The 24,644-nt window shown below is 69.9% G+C and carries 22 protein-coding genes and 2 pseudogenes; 9 read left to right on the forward strand and 15 right to left on the reverse strand.

Annotated elements, in window-relative coordinates; genetic code table 11:
- The first annotated feature begins 83 nt into the window (after nucleotides 1–83).
- The 6 genes and pseudogenes from ALI22I_RS08445 to ALI22I_RS08470 all read left to right on the forward strand — a co-directional run bounded on the left by ALI22I_RS08445 (nucleotide 84) and on the right by ALI22I_RS08470 (nucleotide 7,116).
- Nucleotides 84–1,172: an enolase C-terminal domain-like protein gene (locus tag ALI22I_RS08445; protein WP_077004920.1), complete on the forward strand. Its 1,089-nt coding sequence runs from the start codon at nucleotides 84–86 to the stop codon at nucleotides 1,170–1,172.
- A 106-nt stretch (nucleotides 1,173–1,278) separates the two neighbouring features.
- Nucleotides 1,279–2,580, forward strand: a complete 1,302-nt coding sequence (locus ALI22I_RS08450) for an ABC transporter substrate-binding protein (RefSeq protein ID WP_202970874.1) — start codon at nucleotides 1,279–1,281, stop codon at nucleotides 2,578–2,580.
- Between the two features lie 114 nt (nucleotides 2,581–2,694).
- Nucleotides 2,695–3,528: a carbohydrate ABC transporter permease gene (locus ALI22I_RS08455; protein ID WP_238598216.1), complete on the forward strand. Its 834-nt coding sequence runs from the start codon at nucleotides 2,695–2,697 to the stop codon at nucleotides 3,526–3,528.
- On the forward strand, nucleotides 3,525–4,445 hold the full coding sequence (locus ALI22I_RS08460; RefSeq protein ID WP_238598217.1) for a carbohydrate ABC transporter permease: 921 nt from the start codon (nucleotides 3,525–3,527) through the stop codon (nucleotides 4,443–4,445). Before ALI22I_RS08455 ends, ALI22I_RS08460 begins: the two co-directional genes overlap by 4 nt.
- A gap of 17 nt (nucleotides 4,446–4,462) precedes the next feature.
- A pseudogene (locus ALI22I_RS53330) lies at nucleotides 4,463–4,639 on the forward strand (bifunctional D-altronate/D-mannonate dehydratase); the annotation flags it as partial.
- Nucleotides 4,640–4,770: 131 nt separating this feature from the next.
- Complete coding sequence (locus ALI22I_RS08470) at nucleotides 4,771–7,116, forward strand: right-handed parallel beta-helix repeat-containing protein (RefSeq protein WP_083751560.1); 2,346 nt, start codon at nucleotides 4,771–4,773, stop codon at nucleotides 7,114–7,116.
- A gap of 5 nt (nucleotides 7,117–7,121) precedes the next feature.
- Here ALI22I_RS08470 and ALI22I_RS48915 read toward each other — a convergent pair whose 3' ends face one another.
- Both ALI22I_RS48915 and ALI22I_RS52260 read right to left on the reverse strand, forming a co-directional pair.
- Nucleotides 7,122–7,259: a GDP-mannose 4,6-dehydratase gene (locus ALI22I_RS48915; RefSeq protein WP_143532068.1), complete on the reverse strand. Its 138-nt coding sequence runs from the start codon at nucleotides 7,257–7,259 to the stop codon at nucleotides 7,122–7,124.
- 32 nt (nucleotides 7,260–7,291) lie between these two features.
- Nucleotides 7,292–7,975, reverse strand: coding sequence for an integrase core domain-containing protein (locus ALI22I_RS52260; protein WP_202970876.1), 684 nt, complete (start codon nucleotides 7,973–7,975; stop codon nucleotides 7,292–7,294).
- 597 nt (nucleotides 7,976–8,572) lie between these two features.
- Here ALI22I_RS52260 and ALI22I_RS08480 point away from each other — a divergent pair.
- Nucleotides 8,573–8,956, forward strand: coding sequence for a PEP-utilizing enzyme (locus tag ALI22I_RS08480; RefSeq protein ID WP_238598218.1), 384 nt, complete (start codon nucleotides 8,573–8,575; stop codon nucleotides 8,954–8,956).
- Nucleotides 8,957–9,056: 100 nt separating this feature from the next.
- Here ALI22I_RS08480 and ALI22I_RS08485 read toward each other — a convergent pair whose 3' ends face one another.
- Nucleotides 9,057–11,885 (reverse strand): AfsR/SARP family transcriptional regulator, encoded by a 2,829-nt coding sequence (locus ALI22I_RS08485; RefSeq protein ID WP_077004923.1) that lies wholly within the window; start codon nucleotides 11,883–11,885, stop codon nucleotides 9,057–9,059.
- Nucleotides 11,886–12,228: 343 nt separating this feature from the next.
- Between ALI22I_RS08485 and ALI22I_RS08490 the strand changes: the two genes are divergently transcribed.
- Complete coding sequence (locus tag ALI22I_RS08490) at nucleotides 12,229–12,771, forward strand: hypothetical protein (protein ID WP_143532069.1); 543 nt, start codon at nucleotides 12,229–12,231, stop codon at nucleotides 12,769–12,771.
- Between the two features lie 182 nt (nucleotides 12,772–12,953).
- On the opposite strand, the gene ALI22I_RS08495 is transcribed toward ALI22I_RS08490, so the two are convergent.
- From ALI22I_RS08495 to ALI22I_RS08535, 9 genes are all read right to left on the reverse strand, one after another.
- The gene (locus tag ALI22I_RS08495) at nucleotides 12,954–13,304 is read right to left on the reverse strand and encodes a hypothetical protein (protein ID WP_077004925.1); all 351 of its coding nucleotides are present in this window, start codon (nucleotides 13,302–13,304) and stop codon (nucleotides 12,954–12,956) included.
- Between the two features lie 58 nt (nucleotides 13,305–13,362).
- A complete protein-coding gene (locus ALI22I_RS53335; protein ID WP_077004926.1) occupies nucleotides 13,363–14,460 on the reverse strand; it encodes an integrase core domain-containing protein in 1,098 nt (365 codons plus the stop codon).
- Between the two features lie 125 nt (nucleotides 14,461–14,585).
- Nucleotides 14,586–14,876, reverse strand: a complete 291-nt coding sequence (locus ALI22I_RS08505; RefSeq protein WP_179118157.1) for a transposase — start codon at nucleotides 14,874–14,876, stop codon at nucleotides 14,586–14,588.
- 258 nt (nucleotides 14,877–15,134) lie between these two features.
- Nucleotides 15,135–15,767: an adenosylcobinamide amidohydrolase gene (locus tag ALI22I_RS08510; protein WP_238598219.1), complete on the reverse strand. Its 633-nt coding sequence runs from the start codon at nucleotides 15,765–15,767 to the stop codon at nucleotides 15,135–15,137.
- Between the two features lie 32 nt (nucleotides 15,768–15,799).
- Nucleotides 15,800–16,849 carry a phytanoyl-CoA dioxygenase family protein gene (locus ALI22I_RS08515; protein ID WP_077004929.1) on the reverse strand — a complete coding sequence of 350 codons (1,050 nt, stop codon included), beginning with the start codon at nucleotides 16,847–16,849 and terminating at the stop codon, nucleotides 15,800–15,802.
- A 21-nt stretch (nucleotides 16,850–16,870) separates the two neighbouring features.
- Nucleotides 16,871–17,653 carry an ABC transporter ATP-binding protein gene (locus tag ALI22I_RS08520; protein ID WP_077004930.1) on the reverse strand — a complete coding sequence of 261 codons (783 nt, stop codon included), beginning with the start codon at nucleotides 17,651–17,653 and terminating at the stop codon, nucleotides 16,871–16,873.
- Nucleotides 17,650–18,756: a FecCD family ABC transporter permease gene (locus ALI22I_RS08525; RefSeq protein ID WP_083751562.1), complete on the reverse strand. Its 1,107-nt coding sequence runs from the start codon at nucleotides 18,754–18,756 to the stop codon at nucleotides 17,650–17,652. The genes ALI22I_RS08520 and ALI22I_RS08525 overlap by 4 nt, the downstream gene beginning before the upstream one ends.
- Nucleotides 18,757–18,769: 13 nt before the next feature.
- Entirely contained in the window at nucleotides 18,770–19,684 is a 915-nt protein-coding gene (locus tag ALI22I_RS08530; RefSeq protein WP_238598220.1) for an ABC transporter substrate-binding protein, read from the reverse strand.
- Nucleotides 19,685–19,803: 119 nt separating this feature from the next.
- Nucleotides 19,804–20,712: an ABC transporter ATP-binding protein gene (locus tag ALI22I_RS08535; protein ID WP_077004932.1), complete on the reverse strand. Its 909-nt coding sequence runs from the start codon at nucleotides 20,710–20,712 to the stop codon at nucleotides 19,804–19,806.
- Between the two features lie 29 nt (nucleotides 20,713–20,741).
- Here ALI22I_RS08535 and ALI22I_RS08540 point away from each other — a divergent pair, with 29 nt between their 5' ends.
- Nucleotides 20,742–21,503 carry an ABC transporter permease gene (locus ALI22I_RS08540; RefSeq protein ID WP_077004933.1) on the forward strand — a complete coding sequence of 254 codons (762 nt, stop codon included), beginning with the start codon at nucleotides 20,742–20,744 and terminating at the stop codon, nucleotides 21,501–21,503.
- Nucleotides 21,504–21,515: 12 nt separating this feature from the next.
- Here the strand turns inward: ALI22I_RS08540 and ALI22I_RS08545 are convergent, their stop codons facing one another.
- The 3 genes and pseudogenes from ALI22I_RS08545 to ALI22I_RS08555 all read right to left on the reverse strand — a co-directional run.
- Complete coding sequence (locus ALI22I_RS08545) at nucleotides 21,516–22,934, reverse strand: B12-binding domain-containing radical SAM protein (RefSeq protein ID WP_077004934.1); 1,419 nt, start codon at nucleotides 22,932–22,934, stop codon at nucleotides 21,516–21,518.
- A 334-nt stretch (nucleotides 22,935–23,268) separates the two neighbouring features.
- Nucleotides 23,269–23,769 (reverse strand): transposase, encoded by a 501-nt coding sequence (locus ALI22I_RS08550; RefSeq protein WP_083751564.1) that lies wholly within the window; start codon nucleotides 23,767–23,769, stop codon nucleotides 23,269–23,271.
- 47 nt (nucleotides 23,770–23,816) lie between these two features.
- A pseudogene (locus tag ALI22I_RS08555) lies at nucleotides 23,817–24,572 on the reverse strand (IS256 family transposase); the annotation flags it as partial.
- Nucleotides 24,573–24,644: the final 72 nt, after the last annotated feature.

Below are 24,644 nucleotides of genomic sequence, written 5' to 3' on the forward strand. Positions count from 1 at the left end.
ATGTTGTGCACCTCACACGAGATGTACCAGCTTCATTGACCGCCGATGCTGTATCGCCCTGCCCCGCCCGGACCGGAGTCACCGTGCGCATCACCCACGTAGAAGCCTTCTCTGCCGACGTCGCCGCTCCGGAGCCGCCCTTCCGGTGGCGTGACGGGTTGCGCGGCGGGTCCGGCGGACAGGTCGGCATCATCCGCATCGGCACCGACACGGGTGCGACCGGTGTGGCAACCGCGCACAAGCCGGGCTCCGCCGTCGTTCTGCGGGAGCTCGTCGACCGCGTGCTGCGCCCGGAACTGGTCGGCGCCGACCCGTTGCAGCGCGAGTGGCTGTGGGAGCGCCTCTGGAACGTCGACCGCACCGAGTATCTGCCTATTCACCTGCTCGGCGTCGTCGACACAGCGCTGTGGGACCTGGCCGGGCGGGTGCACGGCGCCCCGTGCTGGCAACTGCTCGGCGGCTACCGCACGCGCATCCCTGCGTACGCGTCGACCGTGACCTTCGATTCGATCGAGGAGTACCTCGACGTTGCGGACCAGTGTTTGGCGCTCGGCTATTCGGCCATCAAGCTGCACGCCTGGGGCGATCGCGATCGCGATACCCGGCTGATCCAGGCGATGCGGGCGCACGTCGGTCCGGACGTCCCGTTGATGTACGACGGCTCCGCGGCGTTCGACCTCGCGGACGCTGTGCACGTCGGCGACGCCCTGACCGAGTGTGGCTACCTCTGGTACGAGGAACCGATCCGGGAGTACAGCATCACGGCGTATCGGCGGCTCGCCGAGCGGGTCGGCGTGCCGCTCAACGTGGCGGAGACGATCCCCGGGGTGCATCTGAGCACGGCCGACTTCATTGCTGCCGGTTGCGCGACCTACGTCCGGACGAGTGCGGCCCTGCGCGGCGGAATGACCGGTGCGATGCGGATCGCCCACCTAGCGGACGCCTACCGGCTGCGCGCCGAGGTGCACGGCAACACCCAGTCGGCTCGGCATCTGTGTATGGCGATCCCCAACACCACTTACTACGAGTCCCTCGTGACCGCCAACCCCGTACGCAAGGAATCGGGCGTCGAACCGGACGGCTCGGTCTTGGCGCCCCGCGACCACGGGATCGGCCTCGCACCCGGGCCGGCCTATCCCGCCGCGCTCGGGGAGTACGTATGCGTCCCATGACCGGCTGCCCGCATCACCACGACGACATGACCATTCCTGGGAGGAATACATGATTACCCCGTCGACCAGGACAGGTCCGCGTCGAGCCCGTGCGCTGGTGGCCGTGATGACGGCCGCATCGCTGATCACCGCCTGCGCGGACGCCGACCCCAACCGGGACGGCGCCCAGCGAGCCGCCGCCGGCCCGTTCAGCCCGGCGCCGCAGGATCCGTCGAGCGAGATCACTGTATGGGTGGACGCGACCAGGACCGCCGCGGTCGAGGCCTACCGCGAGGCTCACCCGGAGGTGAAGATCAAGGCGGTCACCTACAGCGGTGGCGCGAACGGAAGCACCGAGCTGCGGACCAAGGTCGAGCTGTTCAACCGTACCGGTGAAGGGTGGCCCGACGTTGTCTGGCCGAACGTCCAGGACCTCGCCTGGGCGACCACGGGGGCGACCCCGTTCGCCGCTCCACTCGACACGCTGGTCGACAGGTCCGTGCTCGACGGGTACGTCAAGGGCGCGCTCGACCAATGCACCGTGGGAGGAAAGGTCTACTGCCTGCGCAACGATCTGGCCCAGAACGTGCTCTGGTACAACAAGAAGCTCATGGACCAGTTCGGCTACCAGGTCCCCACGACCTGGGAGCAGTGGCAGCAACTGGGCCTGCGGGTGGGCAGAGAGCACCCGGGATACCTGGTCGGTGAGGTGGGTAGCCCGACTACGCCGCACATCTACTTCTGGGGCAGCCAGTGCCCGGCCAGCGTTCTCACCGGGGACAAGACGGTGACCGTCGACCTCCGGGACCCCACGTGCACAAGAATGGCGCAGCTGCTCGATCCGTTGCTGAGTGCCGGTGCGCTGGGCACCCGTAACAAGTGGGACACCGGCTTCATCAAGGAGCAGGCCGCCAAGATCCTCATGATGCCGGGGCCCGCCTGGTACGGCCAGGCACTGTTCAACGCCGGCTACCACACCCCCCAGGGAGAGATCGCGGCCGCTGCACCGCTGAAGTTCGCGGCGGACGCCGAGACCTGGACCGGCGCCGTCGGCGGGGGGATGTGGTTCATCTCCTCCCACAGTCGCAATCTCAAGGCCGCCGTCGACTTCGCCACCTGGGTCACCACCGACCCCGGATACACGGCGACCGCCGCGACCTACCCCGCCTACGGCCCTGCGGCAACCGGCTGGCTGGCGGCCCAACAGGCGTCCGGCTACTACGCCAACGACATCGGCCCGGTCCTGCAACAGGCCGCCCCGCGGATCTGGACCAAGTGGGCGGTCAGCACGCTGTACAGCCAGGAGGCGATCTACGCCGCGACCATGGTGCCGGCGCTCTCCTCAGGCAAGTCCGTCTCATCGCAGATGGACGTGTGGCAGCAGGCGATCGTCAACAAGGCCACCGCACTCGGCTACAAGGTCAACTGATCGATGGTGGCGACCGGAACTCCCCAGGCACGGGTCGGCGCGAGCCGGCCCGGTATCCGGGCGGCGAAGCCCCGCGGGCGGCGTGTCGGCAGCGGCCGTGTCGGCTACCTCTTCGTGGCCGGCTACACGATTCTCCTGCTGCTGTTCGGCGTGGCGCCGGTGGCCTATGCCCTGTGGCTGTCGGTGACCAACTCCAGCGGGCAGTTGGTGGGCCTGGGCAACTTCACTCGGGTGTTCGCCGACTACCGGTTCGGCCCGGTCTTCGCCCACATCGGGCTCTACCTGGTCCTGTGGCTCATCAGCCTGATGGTGCTGGTGGTGACGCTGGCCCTGATGCTGCACGGCCGGCTGAAGCGGACGAGCGCGGTGGTCCGGTTCCTCTGCTACCTGCCGGGCGCTTTCGCCGGAGCGTCGAGCGTTCTGATCTGGCTGATCCTGCTCGACCCGGTCGCGAGTCCGATCGGTCCGGTGCTGCGGGCAGTCGGCTGGAGCAGCGCGGCACAGGTCGTGGCGCCGGAGAATCTGCCGGTGATCTTCATGATCATCGCCTTCTGGACGGGCGCCGGCAGCTGGATCGTCATCATGTACGGCGCGCTCAACGGTATTCCACACGAGGTCATCGAGGCGGCCCGGATCGACGGGGCCGGCGCACTGCAGATCGCACTTCGGATACAGCTCCCGATGTTGCGTAAGTGGATCGCGTACATGTTGATCCTCGCCTTCGCCGGCGGGGCCCAACTGTTCGTCGAACCGCAACTCGTGGGTACGGCAAGCTTCGGGCAGGTGCCCGACGACTGGTCGCCCAACCAACTCAGCTACCAGTACGCGTTCGTCGCTGCCGACTTCAACGGCGCGGCGGCCATCGCGGTCGTCCTGCTCGTGCTGAGCCTCGGCTGCGCCGCAGCCGCCGTATTCAAGGCTGGGCTGTTCGAGAGGGGCCACTCGTGACCAATCCGTCGTCGATCGCGAGCCGGGTCCCCGCCGGCCGGAACCGGGCAAGCGCGACATCAGTGGCCGCCCGGGTCGCCTGGGTGATGGTAGTCGGCGTCTTTCTGTGCTTCTTCGCCCTGCCGATCGCCTGGATGCTGCTCGCCCCGACCCGGAGCGACGCGGGAATCGTGCACGGTGCTCCGTTCACCTTCGGCTCGCTGGACGACCTCGCGGCCAGCTGGCGGCACCTCTACGACTTCCAGTCGCACGCGATCGTCACCTGGGTGGGCAATTCGGCGCTGTATTCGTTCTCGGCGCTCGCCATCACGCTGGTCACCGCTGTGCCCGCCGGCTACGCCCTGGCCACAACCCGCTTTCGAGGGAGGGTCGCGCTGTTGACAGCCACCCTGATGGTGATGTTGATGCCCAACGCCACCCTGGTGCTGCCGCTCTACCTCGAGATGAACGCGCTCGGCCTGGACGGCTCGCGGTTGAGCGTCATCCTGCCGCTTTCGTTCTTCCCGTTCGGGGTGTACCTGACCTACATCTACTACTCCACTACCGTCTCCGGCGACCTGCTGGACGCGGCCCGCATGGACGGCGCGAGTGAGTGGACGGTCTTCCGGCGGATCGCGCTGCCCCTGGCCCGGCCGGTGGTCGCTCTGGTCGCCTTCTTCAGCTTCGTGGAGAGCTGGAACAACTTCTTCCTGCCGTTCGTGATGCTGCCCGACAGCGAGCAGTATCCGGCCCAGGTAGGGCTGAACACCTTGTTGACCGCCTCGCCGATGTTCAACTCCTCAAGCGGCATCTCGGAGATCCTCCGGCCCGAGTTGGCGCTGGCTGCCTTGCTCACCAGCATCCCGGTCCTGATTGTCTTTCTCTTCTCCCAGCGCGCACTGGTCTCCGGCATGACCGCCGGGGCGACGAAGGAGTAGCCGTGCGGATCGTACGAGCGACGGTGAACGGCCGTGAGTTGGCGGTGGCCGGCTACCTGCGCGACCACGTCTGTCCTCTGCTGATCGGTATGGACGCGCACCGGATCAAGCACATCTGGCACTACCTGTACCGCGGGGCCTACTGGCGGCGGGGCCCGACCACCATGGCGGCCACCGCAGCGGTGGACCCTGCCCGTTGCTCTCCTGGCCGACGGAACCATCCACCACTGGTGATGCGCCCGGCCCGACATCCTCGCCGGGCGGTACACCGAGATCCATCCGGGTCACCACCCTTCCGCAACCACCGAGCAAGGAGTGGAACGCCATGAGCACAAGTAGGCGAGCAGCCGTGGCGACCGTCGCCGGAGTCGTACTGGCCGCGGGCCTGGTGCCCGCCGGGCCGGCGCAAGCGGCACCGCCCTGCACCTTCTACGTCTCCGCGTCAGGCAGCGACGGTAACGCCGGAACCTCACCGGATCGCCCCTGGGCGACCTTGGAACGGGCGCGGGACCACATCCGACAGCACGGGCTCAACAAGAACATGCGGGCCGACCTCCGCGTCTGCCTGCGCGGGGGCCGGCATACCCGGACGGCCACCTTCAACCTGGCCGAGGCGGACTCGGGTTCCAACGGGTTCAAGGTCGTCTACCAGGCGTACCCGGGTGAGACGCCCGTCATTGACGGGGGTAAGGCCGTCACGGGCTGGAACCGGGTAACCGACCGGCCTTACTTCGTGGCCGACGTGCCGGAGTCGGCGGGCTACGCCGACTACTTCCGGCAGCTCTACGTCGGCGGCCGGCGGGCTCAGCTGGCAATGGGCAAGGGCATCGTGGGCAGCGGCTTCTTCGATGAGGCATCGATCCCCAACCCGCCGGCCAACCCGGAGCGGCCGACCCGCTCCTACGACGGTGTGCAGTTCCCGGCGGCCGGCGTTCCGGCGTACACCAACGTCCGCGACATTCGGCTGCTGCACATCGCGATCGGCTTCAAGATCGACTACTTCCCCGTCGTGGACATCAGCGCGAGCGGTCCCGATAAGCGGGTGCGCCTGGCGCAGCCGCACTTCCAGGTGCGGCTGAACCGCGACGACGGCTTCTCGCTGGACTACGACGACACGTTCTACGTGCTCAACGCGTTCGAGGAGCTGGACTCCCCCGGCGAGTGGTATCTGAACCGGGCGACGAACAAGGTGTACTACTACCCGCGGGCGGGAGAGGACGTCAACCAGGCCGGGGCGTACGTGCCGGTGGTGGAGACGCTGGTGAACGTGGCCGGGTCCAGCCCGTCCGCGAAGGCGAGCGCGATCGCGTTCGACGGCATCACGTTCGAGCACGGAAACTGGCTGCTGCCTCGCGACCGGTTCATCGGCGGCTCGCAAGCGGAGGCGCAGTACGCGGACGACCCCTTCAAGGATCCGAACTACGACGGCTACGGCGGCGAGGTGCCCGGTCAGATCAAGCTGACCAACACCCAGGGCATCACCTTCACCAACAACACCGTGGGCAAGATGGGCAGCGGCGGACTGCAGCTGTTGACCGGAGCCGAGGACGTCACCGTCACCGGCAACCTCTTCTACAACCTGACCGCCGCCGGGGTCATCGCCGGCCGGTGGATGGACGTGCACGTCGACGGCGCCCGGCGCACCAGGAACGTGACGATCAGCAACAACGTCGTGACCGACATCGGTGACGACTTCTTCCCGGCGACCGGGATCAGCCTGATGAACACCTACAACGTGGCGGTCACCCACAACCTCGTCTACGACACCGCATTCATGGGCTTCCATCAGCGCAAGGCGGAGGAGTACAGCCTCCTCGACGGGGTGAACGGGATCGGCAAGACGACGTTCAGTCACAACGAGGTGTACAACGCCACGTCCAAGGTGTCCTGGGGGGTGCACGACTCGGGGGCCGTCTACTCGTTCGGGTCGTGGCCGGGCAGCGTGGTCAGCCACAACTACGTGCACCACTCGACGTCGACCGCGAACTACTACAGCGACAACCAGAGTCACCGGACCCGCTGGGACTACAACGTCGGGCAGGGCGGGCGGTTCGACTTCTCCCCGCGTTACCGCCGGCCCCTGTCGGTGTACGCGTCGCACAACTACACCGACTTCGCCGACAACTGGCTCAGCGGGGCCATCTACGACGGCGACGGGCGACCGCACGTGGTGACGGGTGGCGCGTGGCCGGCCGAGGCGCGGAGCATCATGAACCAGGCGGGCCTGGAACCGGCGTACGCCGCGCTGCGGTGGAAGGTGCCCAGGGAGAACCTGGCCGACCACTCCACCATGTCGCAGCGCAGTGCCTGGGACAGCGGCCTCGGCAAGCTTTGGGACGGCGTCACCGAGACCGGCGAGGCCGGCTCCAACGTGAACGAGTCCTGGGTGCAGTTCGACCTCGGCGCCGACTACGAGCGGTTCGCCTTCACCGTCCAGCAGGACAACTGCTGCACCTGGATGACCACCCACTGGAAGGTGCAGCGGTGGAGCGCCAGCCAGAACGCCTGGATCGACATCATGCCCTACCAGGCGATCAACACGGTGGCGCCGGTCGTCTACCGGCCGCCGGCCGACCTCGCCACCACCAACATCCGGTTCTACGCGCGCAACAGCAACCAGAACGGAAGCGTTGGCGTACAGGAGTTCAGCGCGACCGGCGTGCGGAAGTAGCGGCCTCAACACCACGCGGCGGGCGTGGCGCAGCGCGTCGGTGCCCACCCCAACTCGCGCCTGGCCTTCGCGTTCGAGATGCGCATCGAGGTGGTCATCAGGGTGTGCAGGTACGGGATCGCACGCAGCGTCCAGGTGGGCACCCTATGCTTGCCGAAAACGTCATCCGTGCAGGTCAGGCGGCGTGGTGGTACTCGTTGAGGATGCCGCCCAGTCGCTGTCGTCGGCGGATGTCGAGTCGGGTGACGGCTGCTTGATCGGTGGCCGGTTGTGGCAGCGGTCGTAGCGGTCGGGTGTTGGCGATGCTCTGGTGGGGCCGGTGGGTGTTGTAGAACCGCTCGTACTGGCGTAGCGCGTGGAGTAGCTGCCGTTGGTTCCAGATGAGGGTGCGGTCGAGGAGTTCACGGCGACAGCTGCGGAGCCGGCGTTCCATGATCGCGTTCATCCGCGGGATGCGGACGCCGGTGAGGACGACCTGGATGCCGGCGTCGGCGAGGACGGCGTCGAACAGGGCGGGGAACTTCCCGTCCCGGTCGCGGATCAGAGACCGTGCGGGGCTGCCCGCGTCTTCGAGGTCCATGACGAGGTTCCTGGCGGCTTGGGTGACCCAGGAGGCGGTCGGGTGCGCGGTGGCGCCCAGGACCCTGATCCGGCGGCTGGTGTGCTCGATCACCGCGAGCACATACAGGCGGGCACCGCTCAACGTGCAGGTCTCGAAGAAGTCGCAGGCCAGTAGAGCGTCGGCCTGTGAGCGGAGGAAGGTCGACCAGGTCATCGTGGTGCGCCCGGCCGTCGGATCGATCCCGGCGTCCTTGAGGATCTGCCACACCATGGACGCAGCGACCTTGATGCCGAGCACGAGAAGCTCGCCGTGGACACGGCGGTGGCCCCAGGTGGGGTTCTCCCGCGCCGGGCGCAGTACCAGGAGTCGGATCGAGCGGACGGTTCGTGGGCGACCGGGGCGCTTGGGGCGTGATCCGGCCGCGTGGCGTCGTGCGGGAAGGTCCCGGTGCCGGCGCAGGACCGTCTCCGGGTGTACCGGCGGCCGGAACCGACGAAGCGCGTCGACTGTGATGGGTGCAGTAGTGCCGCGAGGAATGCCCGGTCGCAGGGAGAGAATCGCGGTCGGGTATGGCCCGGTTGGCGTTCCAGGACCATGATCTGGTGGCGCAGTGCCGGGATCTCCGCGTCCTTGTCCTGATCGCTCACAGGCAGCAGGCGCAGTAGCGCGAACGCGTTGGTCACACCCCGGGTAGGCCAGTCGAAGCAGCACGGCCGGTCGTCCTGCCGCGGCAGCCAACGTCGCCGCAGACCGCGACCGCACCCGTGAGCTCTCGTGCTCCGCGCGGCTTCAACCTGCATGGACAGAGTTGTCGGCAGGCACAAGGTTGACGACGAGCTCATCCGTCGGCGCAAGGAGGCGTTCAGGTCATACCAAGCGCTCACGCCACCCCGGGTGCTCACGTCGGACGGCGAGGCCGTCGCCGGAGCGTACCGACGCGACGACCTGCCAGGCGGTGCGCTGGTCGGCCTGCCGGTTTCCGCCGGGACCGTCGAAGGGCGAGCCCGAGTCATCCTGGACATGGCAGAGGCCGATCTCGAACCGGGCGACATCCTGGTCACGACTCACACGGACCCCAGTTGGTCGCCCCTGTTCGTCGCGATCACGGGCCTGGTGACGGAGGTCGGGGGCCTGATGACCCACGGCGCGGTGATCGCACGGGAATACGGCCTGCCGGCCGTCGTCGAGGTGGAACACGCGACGCGCTTGATCCAGGATGGGCAGCGGATCCGTGTGAACGGAACCGACGGGTACATCGAGATCCTCCCCGCGATGTGAGCGCCCGGGTTCAGAGCATCCAGGCCAGTGGGCGTTTCGGTGCCGCCGCACAGCGTCAGATCATCTGCCTGGTCGGGTGATGGGTTCACCGGATTGGACGTCATCGGCGGATTGGGTGCGCCGCCTGCGCGGGCGGGTTGTCCGTCGCCGATGATCCGCTCAGTTCGTCGAGTTGCCGTCGGACGCGTTCGGCGTCGTCGTGGCGTCCTTGTCGCCGGCACAACTCCAGAGCTTCCCGCCACACCGCGCGGGCCTGGTCGTGCCGGCCGAGAGCCGTGTGCGCCTGCCCCGCCCAATCCAGGGTGATGGCTTCGTTGGAGATGTCACCGGCCCGGCGGAGGAGGACGAGCGACTGCCCGTAGTGGTCGAGAGCCCGTTCGTGCCGGCCGGTGTGGTGGTCGATGTAACCCAGGTTGCCCAGCGCGTGCGCCTCGCCGATGGGGTTGTGGTGGCGTCGGTGCACGGTGAGGGCGGCCTGGCAGTGGGTACGGGCGGTGTCGTACTCGCCGAGGCGGGCGGCGTGCCAGCCCACCTGGTTGAGTGCGTCGGCCTTCCACACCGGCTGGTCGTGCGTCCACGGGAGGTCCAGGACACGTCGGGCGTGCTCCAGAGCTTGCCGGTAGTCGCCGCGCCGTTCCGATGCCCACGCGAGGTAGAAGCGGATGTGGCCCTGGTGGAGGACGTCGTGGTGGTGTTCGGCCAGGGCGAGGGCCTGGTGCAGGTGTTCGGTCGCTTCCCTGTGGCGTCCCAGATTGGTGTAGGCGCCGCCGAGGTAGCGGTGGGTGACGGTGTGGGTGGTGGGGTCGGGCAGGTGTGCGGCGGCGTTCAGCGCGGCCAGCCACACGTCGAGTTCGTCGTGGTGGTGTCCCCGCCGGGTGTGGAAGGTGCTCAGCGTCCAGGCCACCCGCCATACCGCGTGGTGCTGTGCGTGGGCGGCCGCGGTGCGTTGGGCGGCGAGCAGGTTGGGGTGTTCAGTGTCGAACCAGGCCAACGCGGCCGGGACGTCCGGCAGCGGGTGGTGCCGGGTGCCTGGTCCGGGCGTGCCGAGTTGGGCGGGCAGGCGGTGGGGGTACAGCAGGCGGTCGGCGGCGTGGGCGGTGTGGGTGTAGAAGTCGAGTACCCGCGCCAGTGCGGCCTCCCGCACCTCCTCTGCCAGGTCGTGTGCGGTGGTGGTGGCGTAGCGGCGGATCAGGTCGTGCAGCCGGTAGCGGCCGGGGGCGTCCTGGTTGATCAGTGATGCCTGTTCCAGCGCGCGCAGCACCGTCCTGGTGTCGTTGAGGGCCAGGCCGACGAGGCTCGCGGCGGCGGGGAGACCGATGTCCGCGCCGGGTGCGATGCCGAGGAGCGCGAACGTGGTGGCCTGGTCGGCGGTGAGGGCCTGGTGGGACCAGGACAGCACCGCGGGCAGGCTCGCGGCTGGGTCGCCGTCGTCGAGCGCGTCGAGTCCGCTGTCGCGCAGTTCGTCGGCGATCGCGGCGAGGGACAGGTGCGGGTGGGTGTGCGCGCGGCCGGCGATGATGCTCAGCGCCAGCGGGAAACCGCCGCACAACCGCACCAGCTCGCCGACCGCGTCGGGTTCCGCCTGGACGCGTGCGGCGCCGAGTCGGGTGGTGAGCAGATCGCGGGCTTCGGCGTCGTCGAGGATGTGCAGGGCGAGGTGACGGGCGCCGTGGCCGGTGATCAGGCCGGGTAGTCGGTCGCGGCTGGTCACCACGACCGTGCACGACCGGCTGCCGGGCAGCAGCGGGATTACCTGGGTGGTGTCGGCGGCGTTGTCCAACACCAGCAGCATCCGCCTGTCCGCCACGAGGCTGCGGAACAGTGCGGCCTGGGCGTGCGGGTCGACCGGGATGCGGCCGGGGTCGACGCCGAGGGCGTCGAGGAACCCGCGCACGGCCACTGCGGGGTCCATCGGCTCGCCCTCCGGGCTGAAGCCGCGCAGGTCCACGAACAGCTGTCCGTCGGGGAACCGGTCGGCGTGCCGGTGGGCCCAGTGCAGGGCCAGCCAGGTCTTGCCGATGCCGCCCGCGCCGGCGATGGCCGAGACAACCACGGTGGCGGCGTGGTCGGCGGCGGCGTCCAGGGTGGTGGTCAACGCGGCCAGTTCGGCGACGCGGCCGGTGAAGTGCGGCGGCGCCGACGGCAGTTGCCGGGGCACCGGGTGCTGGACGGCCGGCGCCGGCTCGGTCACGGTGAGCGTGGCGTCGGCGGTGAGGATGCGGTGGTGAAGCGCCTGGAGGTCCGGGCCGGGATCCGCGCCCAGTTCCTGGGCCAGTCGCTCCCGCACGGTCTGGTAGTGGGTCAGGGCGTCGGCCTGGCGGCCGCAGCGGTACAGCGCCAGGAGGTACTGGGCGGCGGCCCGTTCGTCGAGGGGGTGTTCTCCGGCGCGGGCGGCGAGGGCGGGAAGCAGTTCGGTGTGCCTGCCCGCTTGGAGCGCCAGGTCGGTGTGGTCCAGTTCGGCGGCCCGGCGTTGTTGCCCCAGCGACTCCCGGACGGAGCTGATCCACGGGGTGTCCAGCCCGGTGAACGGCTCCCCCCGCCACAACGCCAACGCCTGCTCCACCGCCACCGACCCCGCCACGGGGTCCGGCGTGCCGCGGGCGTGCGCGAGCAGACGGTGGAACCGGTGCAGGTCCACCGCGTCCGGGTCGACCCGGAGCTCCCAGCCGCCCGACCGGCGCACGATCGTCACGTCCCGCACCTCGGACAACGCGCGGCGCAGCCTGGACAGGTAGGTGTACAGGGTCTCGCGCCCCCGCAACGGGATGCGCTCGCCCCAAGCCCGGTCCAGCAGTTGATCGGCGTCGACCACCCGGTTCGCGTCGACCGCAAGCGCCACCAGGACGCACTGCTGCCGGGCATGCCCCACCTCGACCCGACGCCCACCGGCCCATGCCTGGACCGTGCCCAGGACCCGCAGTTCGTCCACGACCGGTTCCCCCCATCGGTGGCGACACGTCCCTCCGGGTCCATCGATAGCAGGATGAGCTGCCGGTTTCAGGATCTTCGCAAGGTTCGTACCCGGTCGGCTCACCACCATGGCATCCACGGCGGCTGACTCACCAAGGCCCGAAGCGAGGGGCGTCATCGGGTTGTCCGGTGATCGGCAGGATCGCCGTGGCTCTCTTACGGAACAGGGGGAAGTTGCAGTGCGCCAAGGAACACTCGTGTCAGATCCAGACCACTCGATGTCCATAGGCCCGCGTGGCATCCGTAGGTCCACGTTGGGGAGGCACCTGGTTGCCCTCCTCGCCTTCGTCATGGTCGCGCTCGTGGCCTCGACGCTCGTGGCCTCGACCGAGGCGTCCGCCGCCTCTCCGGACGGTGCCGGTGCGCGGTTTGCCGCACAGACAGAGCGCGCTGGGCTGAACAGCGCGCAGGCGGCAGCGCTCCAGGAGAAGGTCGACGGCTACCTCGCGCAACAGGGCGGGACGCAGGGCTCCGCCAACCGCATCGACTTTCCGGACGGACGCTTGATCGTGGCCCTGCCGGGAGAGGAGTACGCCCGCGATCTGGGTGCATCCGGCGTGCAGCCCGCAGGCCTCGGCCAATGCAGCTACCGCTTCTTCTGCGGCTGGAAGGACGCGCACTACAAGGGCGATTTCTGGCAGAGGTCGAAGTGCGGCGTGTACCACGAGATTCCCGACGGCTGGAACCGCAGCGGTTCCTGGTGGAACAACCAGTCGGAGGGCATCCGCGCGGAGATGTTCGACAGGGATTACCTCATGGTCTACAGGACACCGCCTGCGGGTCCTAAAGCCAGGGATGCGGAAGGCGACTGGAAGCCGATTTGGTACGTGTGGGCCTGCGGCTAGACGACCGCTGTAGGTTCGGAGACTGGCCCGGCCTCACGAGCCGGGCCAGTCCCGTGAGTCGGTACGCGACCTCAGCCGGGCACGGTGTCGTGCTCGGCTGAGGTCCTGGTCAGCAGGTAGCCGGCCGCGGCGGCAAGGGGAACATCACCACGCCGTACACGGCGGCCGGCACCGCCAACCGCTCACTGCCCAGCACGGTCAGCGCGACCGTGATCGCCAACGTGCTGTTGTGCACGCCCACCTCGAACGCCGACGCCACCGCCTGCCGCCTGCCGCCTGCCGACCTTCGCCAGCCGTGGCAGCAGGTAGCCCGCAGTGAGGCTGCACGCGCAGAACAACACGGCCACCAGCCCGATGTCGGTCAGGTAGCCGCCGATGTTGTCCAGTTCGGCGATGATCGCGCCCGCGATCACGGCCACCAGCACGACCGCCGAGAAGATCCGCGCCGACCGGTCCGCGCGGTCGGCGAACGCCGCGGACCAGCGCCGCACCAGCATGCCCAGCACCACCGGCACCAGGACGATCGCGAACACCTGTGCGACCTTGCCGAACTCCAGACCCTGCGCCTGCCGAAAACGTCGTCCGTGCAGGTCAGGCGGCGTGGTGGTACTCGTTGAGGATGCCGCCCAGTCGTTGCCGTTGGCGGATGTCGAGCCGGCTGAGCGCTGCTTGGTCGGTGGTCGGTGGTGGCAGCGCGTGTAGTGGTCGTGCGTTGGCGATGCCTTGGTGGGGCCGGTGGGTGTTGTAGAACTGCTCGTACTCGCGCAGGGCGTGGAGCAGGTGCGGTTGGTTCCAGATCAGCGTTCGGTCGAGGAGTTCGCGACGGCAGGTCCGGATCCAGCGTTCCATGATCGCGTTCATCCGCGGGATTCGGACGCCGCTGAGGACGACCTGGATGCCCCCGTCGGCGAGGACGGCATCGAACAGCGCCGGGAACTTCCCGTCCCGGTCGCGGATCAGGAACCGTGCGGGGCTGCCCGCGTCATCGAGGTCCATGACGAGGTTCCTGGCGGCCTGGGTGACCCAGGAGGCGGTCGGATTCGCGGTGGCGCCGAGGACCCTGATCCGGCGGCCGGCGTGCTCGATCACCGCGAGCACGTGCAGGCGGACGCCGCTCGACGTGCAGGTCTCGAAGAAGTCGCAGGCCAGCAGCGCGTCGGCCTGCGAGCGGAGAAAGGCCGACCAGGTCATCGTGGTCCGCTCGGCCGTCGGATCGATCCCGGCGTCCTTGAGGATCTGCCACACCGTGGACGCGGCGACCCTGATACCGAGCACGAGAAGTTCGCCGTGGATGCGGCGGTAACCCCAGGCAGGATTCTCCCGCGCCAGGCGCAGCACGAGGAGCCGGATCGAGCGGATGGTCCGTGGGCGGCCGGGCCGCTGGGGGCGGGATTGGGCCGCGTGGTGTCGTGCGATGAGGTCCCGGTGCCACCGCAGCACCGTCTCCGGGCGCACCAGCAATCGGAGCCGACGAAGAGCCTCGACCGGAAGTCGGTGCAGCAGCGCCGTGAGGAACGCCCGATCGCCGGGAGAGAACCGCGGACGGGCGTTACCCAGTTGGCGTTCCAGGATCGTGACCTGGTGGCGTAGCGCCAGGATCTCCACGTCCTTGTCCCGATCGCTCATGGGCAGCAGACGCAGCAACGCGAACGCCTTGGTCACGCTCAGGTAGGCCAGTCGGAGCAGCATGGCCGGTCATCATGCCGCGTCAGTCGACGAAGCCGTAGAACACGAGCACCCCCACGGGCTATCCCGAGCCCTTGTCCCGCTCACGCTTCTCACCTGCATGGATGAGGTTATCGGCAGGCACAGCGTCAACGACCCATCTCCTTGGCAAAATACGCGGCGGCTTTGCGCAGGATGTCCTTCTCCAACTCCAGTTCCGCCACGCGCTTGCGCAGCGCCCGCAGCTCCTCCTGGTCCACCACCGCCGCCGTGTCGACCGGTCCGGCCTGCGCCTGTTCGGCGGTGCGGACCCAGTTGCGCAGGGTCTCGTGGTTGACGCCCAGCTCGCGGGCGACCTGCCGCAACGGCCGGTCCGACGAACGGGCCAGCTCCACGGCGTCCCTGCGGAACTGCTCGGGGTACTTCGACTTGCCTGACACGGGGAACATCCTTCCCCAGACCGCTGTCTGGGATCAGGGTGTCCGGTTCAAGGGGACAACCTCATCGTGAACTCGATGCTATCGATTGGCAAGTATGCGGGACCAGCCAAGGTTGCACAGTCGAGTGATCGGTTGGCGTCCCCGAATGAATCGCAACAAGTCGGCATTCGAAGTTTCATCAGGCGGCGTTCGGCCGGCACTGCTGCGGAGGTGATCAGTCGATCGGCGACGGCTTCGAGAGCGAGCAAGGGTGTCCGGTCAGGTGGTCCGCGGTACCGACCGCCCGGGATCGGTCGGCGGAGTGGACCAGGTCATCGGCGAGGTGCGCAGACCCGCCCGCACCGCCGCGTGCACCGCGCGCGCCAGCCGTGCGCCCAGAACGGAACGCGGGCCACCGTACTCCTCCGCCGGCCCCGTCGTCGGGCACAGCAGCACCGTGGCGTCAGTGGGCGTCCCGGTGCCCGGCACGCCAGCCTCCACCAGCGCTTGGGCCTTGGCCTCCGCGGCCGTGGCCACGGCGTTGACCAGCGCCGCCGGCGTCAACCGCTCGGGGAACCACCCCACCACGTTGATCGTGCCCGGCCGCCACGCCAATGTCCCGTCGCCCGCCGCCCAGGTCGGGTGGGCGCCGATGCCGGTGGTCGCGGTGACCGCCACCCCGCGGTCGGTTCTGGTCACCTCCTGGCGAACGTCCAGGGCGGTCAGCACGCCGGTGCCGTTCCCGACCAGACCGCACGCGGCGGCGAGGTCGAGCACGTCGGCGGCCGGGTCGTCGCGGTCGTAGTCCTGCGGCACGGTGGCGTTGAGCACCCACTCACGCTCGCCGATGCCGCCGCCGTGCACCGCGGACGAGATCGCCAGCCACGGCCGGTCGGTGCGCCACAGCAGCACCGACCGGCCGTTAACCTGGCGGTGTTCCGGATTCACGCGGCCCCGCCCGCGTCCCGGTCGAGCGCGGACAGCAGCGCGGCGGCCTCGGCCGCGACCGCCGGGTCGGCGCTGTGCGCGGCGGTGATCCGCAGCGCCCGGGCGGCGCGGGGGTCGTGGTTGCGGCCCGCGGCGATCGCCTCGCGTTCCCGGACCGAGTCGGCGCGCCGGTCGTAGTCGACGACGTCGAGCGGCAGCTCGTGCCAGTAGCGGGCCAGCGGGTCGTCCACCCCGCCGCCCGGCCAGGTCCGGTAGACCTCGTCCCACGAGTGGCCGACGTCCAGCTCCAGCGAGTCGCGGCACACCGGTTCGCGCAGCGGCTGGTATCGGCAGTCGGCGGACAGCCGGGGTCCCCGACCGGTGTTCCGGCCACCGCCGTGCACGGTGTGCGCGGTGAACACCAGCACGTCACCCGGCCACATCGGGCCGCTGCGGACCGCGTCGACGGCGGTGTCGATCTCCCAGCCGACGATCGTGCCGGCGGACAACCGCAGTGGCAGGACGCCGTCGCGGTGGGACCCCGGCACGACCGCCAGCCCGCCCGACCGGGCCGAGACCGGGGCCAACGGGGTCCACGCGGTGAGCGTGCGCGCCGAGCCCTGCACACCGGGGTGGTCCTGGTGCCAGCCGCTCACGAACGAGCCCCCGGCGGCCTCCGGTGGCACGAGGCGCAGCACCTTGCGCGGGTGCGGGAAGACCGGTTCGCCCAGCAGGCCCTCCACCACGCCCAGCAGGGCGGGTGAGTGCATGAGGGCGTGGAACTCGCGGCGGTTCCACATCGCGCGCCGGGTGGCCTCGCGGTCCGGTTCGCCGCAGCGTGCCATCGCCTCGACGTCGACCGCCGGCAGGCCGTCCTCGGCCGCTTCCGCGGCGTGCAGCCACCCGGCCGCCGCGGCGGTGGCGAGTACGAGGTCGCGCACGCGCTCCACCTCTGCTGCCGGCAGCACGCCGCGCAGGAGGAGGTAACCGTCCTCGGCTAGCCGGTCGGCCAGGCGCGGTGCGTCGTCGAGCAGGGGCGTGGAGTCGGTGTAGTCGTGGTGTTCCACAGCGGCCTCCTGTGCCTTCGGTCAGTCGCGGGAGCGGATCGGCACCACCAGCGGTCCGTCCTCGGCGTCGATCACCCGGACCCGCGCCTGGTAGTGGGTGGCGATCATCGATTCGGTGATCACCTCGCGCGGCGTACCGGCCGCCACCACACGACCGTCGACCAGCAGCACGACCCGGTCGGCGTACACGCCGGCGATCGACAGGTCGTGCATGGTCGTCAGCACGGTCAGCTCGTGGTCGCGGCGCAGGGTGTCCACGAGGTCGAGGACCTCCTGCTGGTGGCCGATGTCCAGGGCGCTGGTCGGTTCGTCGAGCAGGAGCAGCCGCGCCTCCTGAGCGAGGGCGCGGGCCAGGAACACGCGTTGCAGCTCGCCGCCGGACAGCGTCGGCAGTGCGCGGTCGGCGAAGTCCAGCAGTTCCAGCCGGACCAGGACGTCGCGCACCACGTCGAGGTCGGCGGCCGACTCGCGGCCGAACCTGGGGATGTAGGGGGTGCGGCCGAGCAGGACGTAGTCGAGGACCGTGACGCCGGGCGGCACGACCGGCGACTGGACGACCAGGGCCACCACTCGGGCCCGCTCGCGGTGCCGCATCCGCCGCACGTCGCGGCCGAACAGCGCCGCGGAACCGGTCGCCGGTACCAGCCCGGTGACCGCGTTGAGCAGGGTCGACTTGCCCGCACCGTTGGGGCCGATGACCGCCACCCACTCGCCGGCGCCGACGGTCAGGTCCACCCCGTGTAGCACGGCGTTGCCGCCCAGCTCCACCCGGAGGCCGCGGGCGTCGACCACCGGCGCGGTCACAGCCGTGTCCCCTGGCTGGTGGTGCGCAGCACCAGGACGAAGAACGGCGCGCCGAGGAACGCGGTGACCACACCGATCGGGATCTCCGCCGGTGCCGCGGCGGTGCGCGCCAGCAGGTCGGCGAGCACCAGGAACGCGCCGCCGAACAGCATCGACAGCGGCAGGATCGTGCGGTACCCGGCGCCCGCGAGCAGGCGCACGGTGTGCGGCACGATGATCCCCAGGAACCCGATGAGCCCGGAGACCGACACCGCCGCCGCCGTGCCCAGCGACGCCGCGGCGGCCAGCGCGTACCGCGTGCGCTGCGGGTCCAGCCCCAGCCCGGCGGCCTCCGAGTCGCCCACCGACAGCACGTCGAGCTGCCGCCGGTGCAGCAGCACGACCACCACCGTCACCACCGCGTAGGGCAGCACCAGCAGGACGTCGCGCCAGCCCGCCGTGCCGAGCCTGCCCAGCAGCCACGAGTAGATCTCCCGGATCGCGTCGGCGTCGCGCTGCATCAGGAACGTCTGACCGGCGGCCAGGAAGGCCGACACCGCCACGCCCGCCAGGATCAGGGTGGACGGCGAGCGGTCGCCGCCACCGCGCGCCGCGAGGAGGTAGGTCAGCGAGACGGCGGTGATCGCGCCGACGAACGCGGCGAGCGGGGCGGCCAGGGGCAGCGCGGCGGTGGCGTCGGCGCCCGCACCGCGGCGCAGCGTGATCACCGCCGTGACGCCGAGGCCCGCTCCCGCCGCCACGCCCAGCAGGTGCGGGTCTGCCAGCGGGTTGCGGAACACGCCCTGGTAGCAGCCGCCAGCCAGGGCGAGCAGCCCGCCGACCAGCAGGCCCAGCACGACCCTGGGCAGGCGCAGCTGCACCAGCAGCGCCCGTTCCCGTTCCGACAGCCCGCTGTCCAGGTCGATTCCGGGGAGCAGGTCGAACAGCTCGGCCGCGACAGCGGGCAGGGGGAGCGCCACCGGTCCGCTGCTCACGCCCACGACCGTCGCGACGAGCACCGACAGCAGGCCGATCCCCAGCCACACCGGCCGCAGCCGGGCGGGTCGCAGCACCGGGTCGGACGCCCGCCGCGCCGGTGTGCCGGCCCCGGCGGGCCTCACCACGGCGGACGGTCCTTCACCCGACCTCGCCCGCCGCGTCCGCGATGGTCCGGACCAGCTCCACCACGCGCGGGCCCCAGCGCGACGCGATGTCGTCGTCCAGGGCCACGATGCGGTCGGTGCGCACCGCCGTGATGCCGCTCCAGCCCGGCCGCGCCTTGACGGTGTCCGCGCTCTGCCCGCAGCACTTGGTGTCCGCGAGGAAGATCAGGTCCGGGTCGGCGTCGATCAGGAACTCGGCGGACAGTTGCGGATACCCCGCGTTCGTGCCCTGGAGGCCGGCCCGGTCGGCCACGTTGACCAGGCCGAGGCGGTCGAACAGCGCCCCGATGAACGTCGTGCCGGTCACCGTGTAGAGCGCCTGGTCCAGTTCGTAGTAGTAGGTCGGTTCCTCCCTCCGCTCCGGCACGTCCGCCACGATCCCGGCGATGTCGTCGCGCATCCGGGTCACGACGTTGCCCGCCTCGGCGGCGTGCCCGGTCAGCCGGCCCAGGTCGTCGAGCTGCGTGTATGAGTCGTCCAGGGTCCGCGCCGGGCCCGCCTGGTACACCGGGATGCCCAGGGTGTCGAGCTGGTTCGCGATCTGGTTGATGTCGCTGGAGATCACGACCAGGTCCGGCTCGTGGGCGGCGATGGCCTCGGCGTTGGGCTGGAACCCAGACAGGTCGGACCGGGGCGCCTCGGGGGGATGGGTCGACTGGTCGTCCACCGCGACCACCTGCCCGCCCGCGCCGATGGCGAAGAGCATCTCGGTGGCGGTCGGGGCGAGCACCACGATCCGCGCGGGCCGCTCGTCCAGCGTCAGCGGGCCGACGGTGACCGGGAACCCCGCCGTGTCGTCGGGTCGCGGGGTCTCGGGGGCGGGCGTACCGCAGGAGCCGATCAGGACCCCCACCACGAGCACGGCCGCGACCCGAACGCGTAAGATCACCGGCACCTGGCCACCTCCCGGTTCGGACCTTACCGACCTGGACCGGCCCCGGAATGGGCCGTCCGACGTAGTCTCATGCGACCCGGGGCGGGATATTCCCCCTTGCGGGGAAAGGAAGTTCAGTCGCGCAGCTGGCGTCCGGTGAGGGTGACGAACACGTCCTCCAACGTGGCCTGCCGCGTGGTGAGGCCGCCGATGCGGAAACCCGCCGACGCGGCCCGCGCGAACAGGGCCTCGACCGTCGTGTGGACCTCGGTCACGGTGAGCGCGTAGCCGTCGTCGAGCCGCTGCACCGATTGCACGCCGGGCAAGGCGGTGAAATCGTGCTCGCCGTCGACCGCGAACTCCACCACCCCGGTGCCGCCCAGCTCGGCGATCAGCGCCGCGGGCGTGCCCTGGGCGATCACCCGGCCGTGGTCGATCACCGCGACCCGGTCGCACAGCCGCTCGGCCTCGTCGATGTAGTGCGTGCTCAGCACCACGGTGCGGCCCCGCGCGCGCAGCTGCTCCAGCACCTCCCAGATCCGGCGGCGCGCCTGCGGGTCCAGCCCCGCCGTCGGCTCGTCCAGCAGCAGCAGCCGCGGGTCGCCGACCAGCGCGCAACCCACGGCAACCCGCTGCTTCTGCCCGCCGGACAGGTGCACGAACAGGGCGTCCTGCCGGTCGGCCAGGCCCAGCAGGTCGATCAGCGCGTCGACCGTCGGCCCCTGCCGGTAGAAGGAGCGGAACAGCCGGAGCAGCTCCCGCACGGTCAGGTGGTCGGGCAGGTGCGTCTCCTGCAGCGCGATGCCCACCTCGGCACGCAGCCGCTTGTCCCGACCCCACCGGCCGTCGAGCACCACGACCTCGCCGCCGTCCGCGGCGAGCAGACCGGCGATGATCTCCATGGTGGTGGTCTTGCCCGCGCCGTTGGGGCCGAGCACGCCGAAGCACTCGCCCTCGCGCACGTCGAGGTCGAGACCGTCGAGCGCGGTCACGGCACCGTAGCGCTTGACCAGTTCCCGGCACCGCACCGCGAGTGACGACATGATCTCGCGACGCTACCATCGGCGGCGCCATGAACTTCCACGCATTCCAGTTCGGCCAGCTGGCCCTGGCGCGGTTGCGCACCTACTACCGCGAGCCGGGCAGCGTGTTCTGGACGTTTGCCTCGCCGGTACTGCTGGCCCTGGTGCTGGGTCTGGCGTTCCGCGACGTCGGCTCCGGCTCCGGTCGCGACGAGGACTACGTCCACTTCCTGATCCCCGGCCTGATCGGCATGGGCCTGATGACCAGTGGGCTGTGGGGCGTGGGCTACTCCGTCGCCGACCTGCGCATCCGCAAGCTGGTCAAGCGGATGGTCGCCACGCCGATGCACAAATCGGCGTTCCTGTTCAGCTTCGTCGTGGTGCGCGCCCTGGTGATGCTGCTGGAGCTGCCGATCCTGCTGGTGTTCGGCGTCCTGGTGTTCGACCTCCCCGTCCGCGGGTCACTGGTGCTGCTGGTCGCGGTGACGGCGCTCGGCGCGCTCGTGTTCGCGGGCATCGGCCTGCTCGTCGCGGCCCGCGTCCGGAGCCTCCAGACGGTCAGCGGCCTGCTCAGCTCCGCCACCATGCCGATGTACCTGGGCTCCGGCGTGTTCTTCCCGTCCACGCGCTACCCGGAGGTCCTCCAACCGCTGCTGGAGTTGCTGCCGCTGACGACGGTCAACGACGTGCTGCGGGCAGTCGTGATCGAGGGTGCCGGCCCGTCCGCCATCGCCGGCGGCGTGGCGGTGATGCTGGCGTGGGTGGTGGGCAGCTTCACGGTGGCGACGCTGATCTTCCGCTGGTCGGGCTGACCGGCGAGGTCCTCACTCGTGCGGCTTGAGGTGGCAGCCGCGCTCCACGTGCACCACCTCGCCGGTGCGGTCGAGTTCGAGCATCCGGCGGTGGTAGGACAGCACCCGGTCGTAGTCGACGCCGAGCAGCGGGCCGTGACCCCTGGTCCGGATCTGGTCCGCGGTCCACGACCGGTAGTGGCCGGGGTCGCGCAGCAGCCCTTCGTCGAGGCAGCGCCGGTACGTGTCGGTGCCCGGAAGAGGGGTGAGGATGTTCGGGTTCGGGCTGTGCGGCCGGGTCTCGGCCAGGAACTCCATGGTCAGCTCGTAGTCCTCGGTGGTCTCACCGGGCACGCCCAGCAGGAGGTTGGCGCCGAAGCGGATGCCGTGCTCGGCGCACAGCTCGGTGGCCCGGAGCTGCGTGCGCGCGTTCCCCGGCTTGCGCAGCGCGCGCAGCAACCTGGGCGAGGCGGTCTCGAAACCGAACCACACCAGGCAGTTCGCGCCGGCCAGCGCCTCGGCCACGGCCGGGGTGAAGTGCGTCGAAGTGCAGTTGAAGCTGAACTCCACGTCGGGCAGGTCGGTCTTCATGAACTCGGCGAATCGCGCGAAGTCCGGGTAGGCGGGCGCGATGGAGTCGACCAGGATGACGTAGTTCGTGTCGTAGCGGTCGACGAAGTACCGCACCTCCGCGACCACGTCGGCCAAGGGCCTGGCGCGGCCGGCCTTGGGCGCGAACCAGTCGTTCTGGATGGTGCAGTACCGGCAGTGGAACGGGCAACCGCGCCCCAGCTCCAGGTAGATCGACCGGAACTCGCGGGTGGCCGGGAAGCGCTCGGCGGACAGGCCGCGCAGCGCGTCCACGTCGACCAGACCGTCGTCGCGGCTCGCCAGCTCGGCCACCGCCTCCGCGGTCAGCCCGGTCAGGCTCGCCGCCCGCGACGTCGACACGAAGGAGGGCGGGCGGTACACGTCCCGGTAGGCGGCGTCGTCGCGCGGCTGCGGGTAGTCCAGCAGGTCGAACGGCTCACCCTGGAGGACCTGCTCCTCCGGGCGGCGCCCCCGCTCGATGTCCGTGACGAGGCGGGGCAGGGTGCGCTCGCCCTCACCACGCACGACGTGGTCGAACAACCCGCTGTCCACGAGTTCCCCGGGTAACACGGTGGGGTGTGCCCCGCCGCCGATGGTGATCCGGCCCTGCTCGCGGCACAGCGCGGCTACCTCGAACGCCTCGTCACGCGAGTGGGACATGAAGCTGATCGCCACGACGTCCCCGCTCGTCGCGGCGAGCTCGTCGGCCAGAGGCGCCTCGCACAGCCGGGTGTCCAGCAGTTCCACCTCGTGCCCGGCGGCGGTCAGGCAGGAGGCCAACAGCGGTGTGGTCAGCGGTGCGGTCCACAGCGGGAAACCGACCTGCTCGGGTTCGGCGACGAACGCCAAGGTCACCTTCACGACTTCCTCCCAGAAGCGACTCGTCGTTTCTCCCGCCACCGTTCGCGCGGCCGGAGAACTCGTTGAACTGGTAGGGCACTCCACGCTCAACGGCTACCACCGGCCTGCCGGCCGCGGACACGCCACGAGGTGGCGCGCGCCCCGAGTCGGGGAGAGCACTGGAGATCGGCGGCGGCGTCGGAGGGACCTGCCCTGCGCCACCTGCCCTGCCCACTCGGCTCCAGCAACCTGCAATCACTACCACACGGTCGTGACTCTCCTCCATGCAAAGAGAGCGGCTGCCGCATGAGCAGGCGTCGACACCACGGCGCGGTGGTCCTTACTGCTGCGTTCCTCAAAGGTGGTAGATAAACCGGCGTCGCAGCTTCCTGGGTTTGGGCGCCGGACGGCCCCATACCCAGGGTCTGGCACGGGCGTTGAGGGCCGCTGTGGCCTGCCGGGTGGCGTGGTCGATCTCGTTGGGGTCGGCGAAGCTCTGTCCGGCCAGTGCTTCGCGGCGGAACAGTCGCCACCAGGGTTCCTGGAGGTTGAGCCGGCAGGCGCCGACGGGGATGAACGCGTGTTTGATGCGGGGGTGGTCGAGCAGCCATTCGCGGGTGGATTTGCTGTTGTGGCTGGAGAGGTTGTCGGTGATGACGTGGATGTCGCCGACCGGGTTGGCCTGTTCCGGCATCTCCAGGAACCGTTGGTAGTAGAGGCTGTTGCGCGATGATGCGGTGAGGGTGACGGCCTGGCCGTCACGCACGCGGATAGCTCCGTAGACCCTGTGGGGTGCCAGAACTCTGCACCTGGGCACTGAGCTGCGGTGATCGCGCACCATGAGCCGTAGGAGCATGATCGCGAGGCGTGGCGTTACGACTGCTGTACCTGATCTTCGTCCGACTTCGCGCCGTAGAGCTGGGCGAACGTCTTGACCGCCGCCTCGGCGTGGTCGCGGTCCTCGGCGTTGTAGATGTCCTGGATCGCCTTCTTCGCCCCCGGCTGCGCGGACTTCGGCATTACGTCGAGGACGTTTGCGGTTTTGTGAACCCAGCACCTTTGCTCGCGGGTTTCGGGGAACACCTCCGCGAGGGCCTTCCGGAAACCCAGGGCGCCGTCGCCGACCGCGAGGACGGGGGCGCGCTTGCCGCGGCGGGCACAGTCGCGCATCAGATCCGCCCACGACTCGGCGGACTCACGGTAGCCGTCCTTGAGTGCGACCAGCTCCTTCGATCCGTCCGCGCGGACCCCGATGAGCACCAGGACGCAGGCTTTGGCCTCCTCCAGGCGGACGTTGAGGTGGATGCCGTCGGCCCACACGTACACGTAGTCGACCTCCGCGAGGTCGCGGTCCATGAAGGCGGCGTGATCGGTCTGCCACTGCGCTGTCAGACGCGTGACCGTTGCAGGCGAGAGCCCGGCCGAGCTGCCCAGGAACTGCTCCAGCGCGGGCACGAAGTCGCCCGAGGACAGGCCATGCAGGTAGAGCAGGGGCAGCACCTCGCTGATCTTTGGGGATTTGCGGCACCAGGGCGGCAGGATCGCCGAGGAGAACCGCTCGCGCTCGCCCGTGGCCTCGTCGACACGCTTGTCGTTCACACGCGGAGCTTTGACCTCGACCGTTCCGGCAGCGGTAGTGACCTTCCGGGGCTGGTGGTAGAGGAATAGTCAAGACCTGTGGATCGGCGTGTCGTGCGACTTGCCCTTCTGACTTCTTGTCGGATCACTCGA

The organism is Saccharothrix sp. ALI-22-I (assembly GCF_001984175.1).
Taxonomy (GTDB): domain Bacteria; phylum Actinomycetota; class Actinomycetes; order Mycobacteriales; family Pseudonocardiaceae; genus Actinosynnema.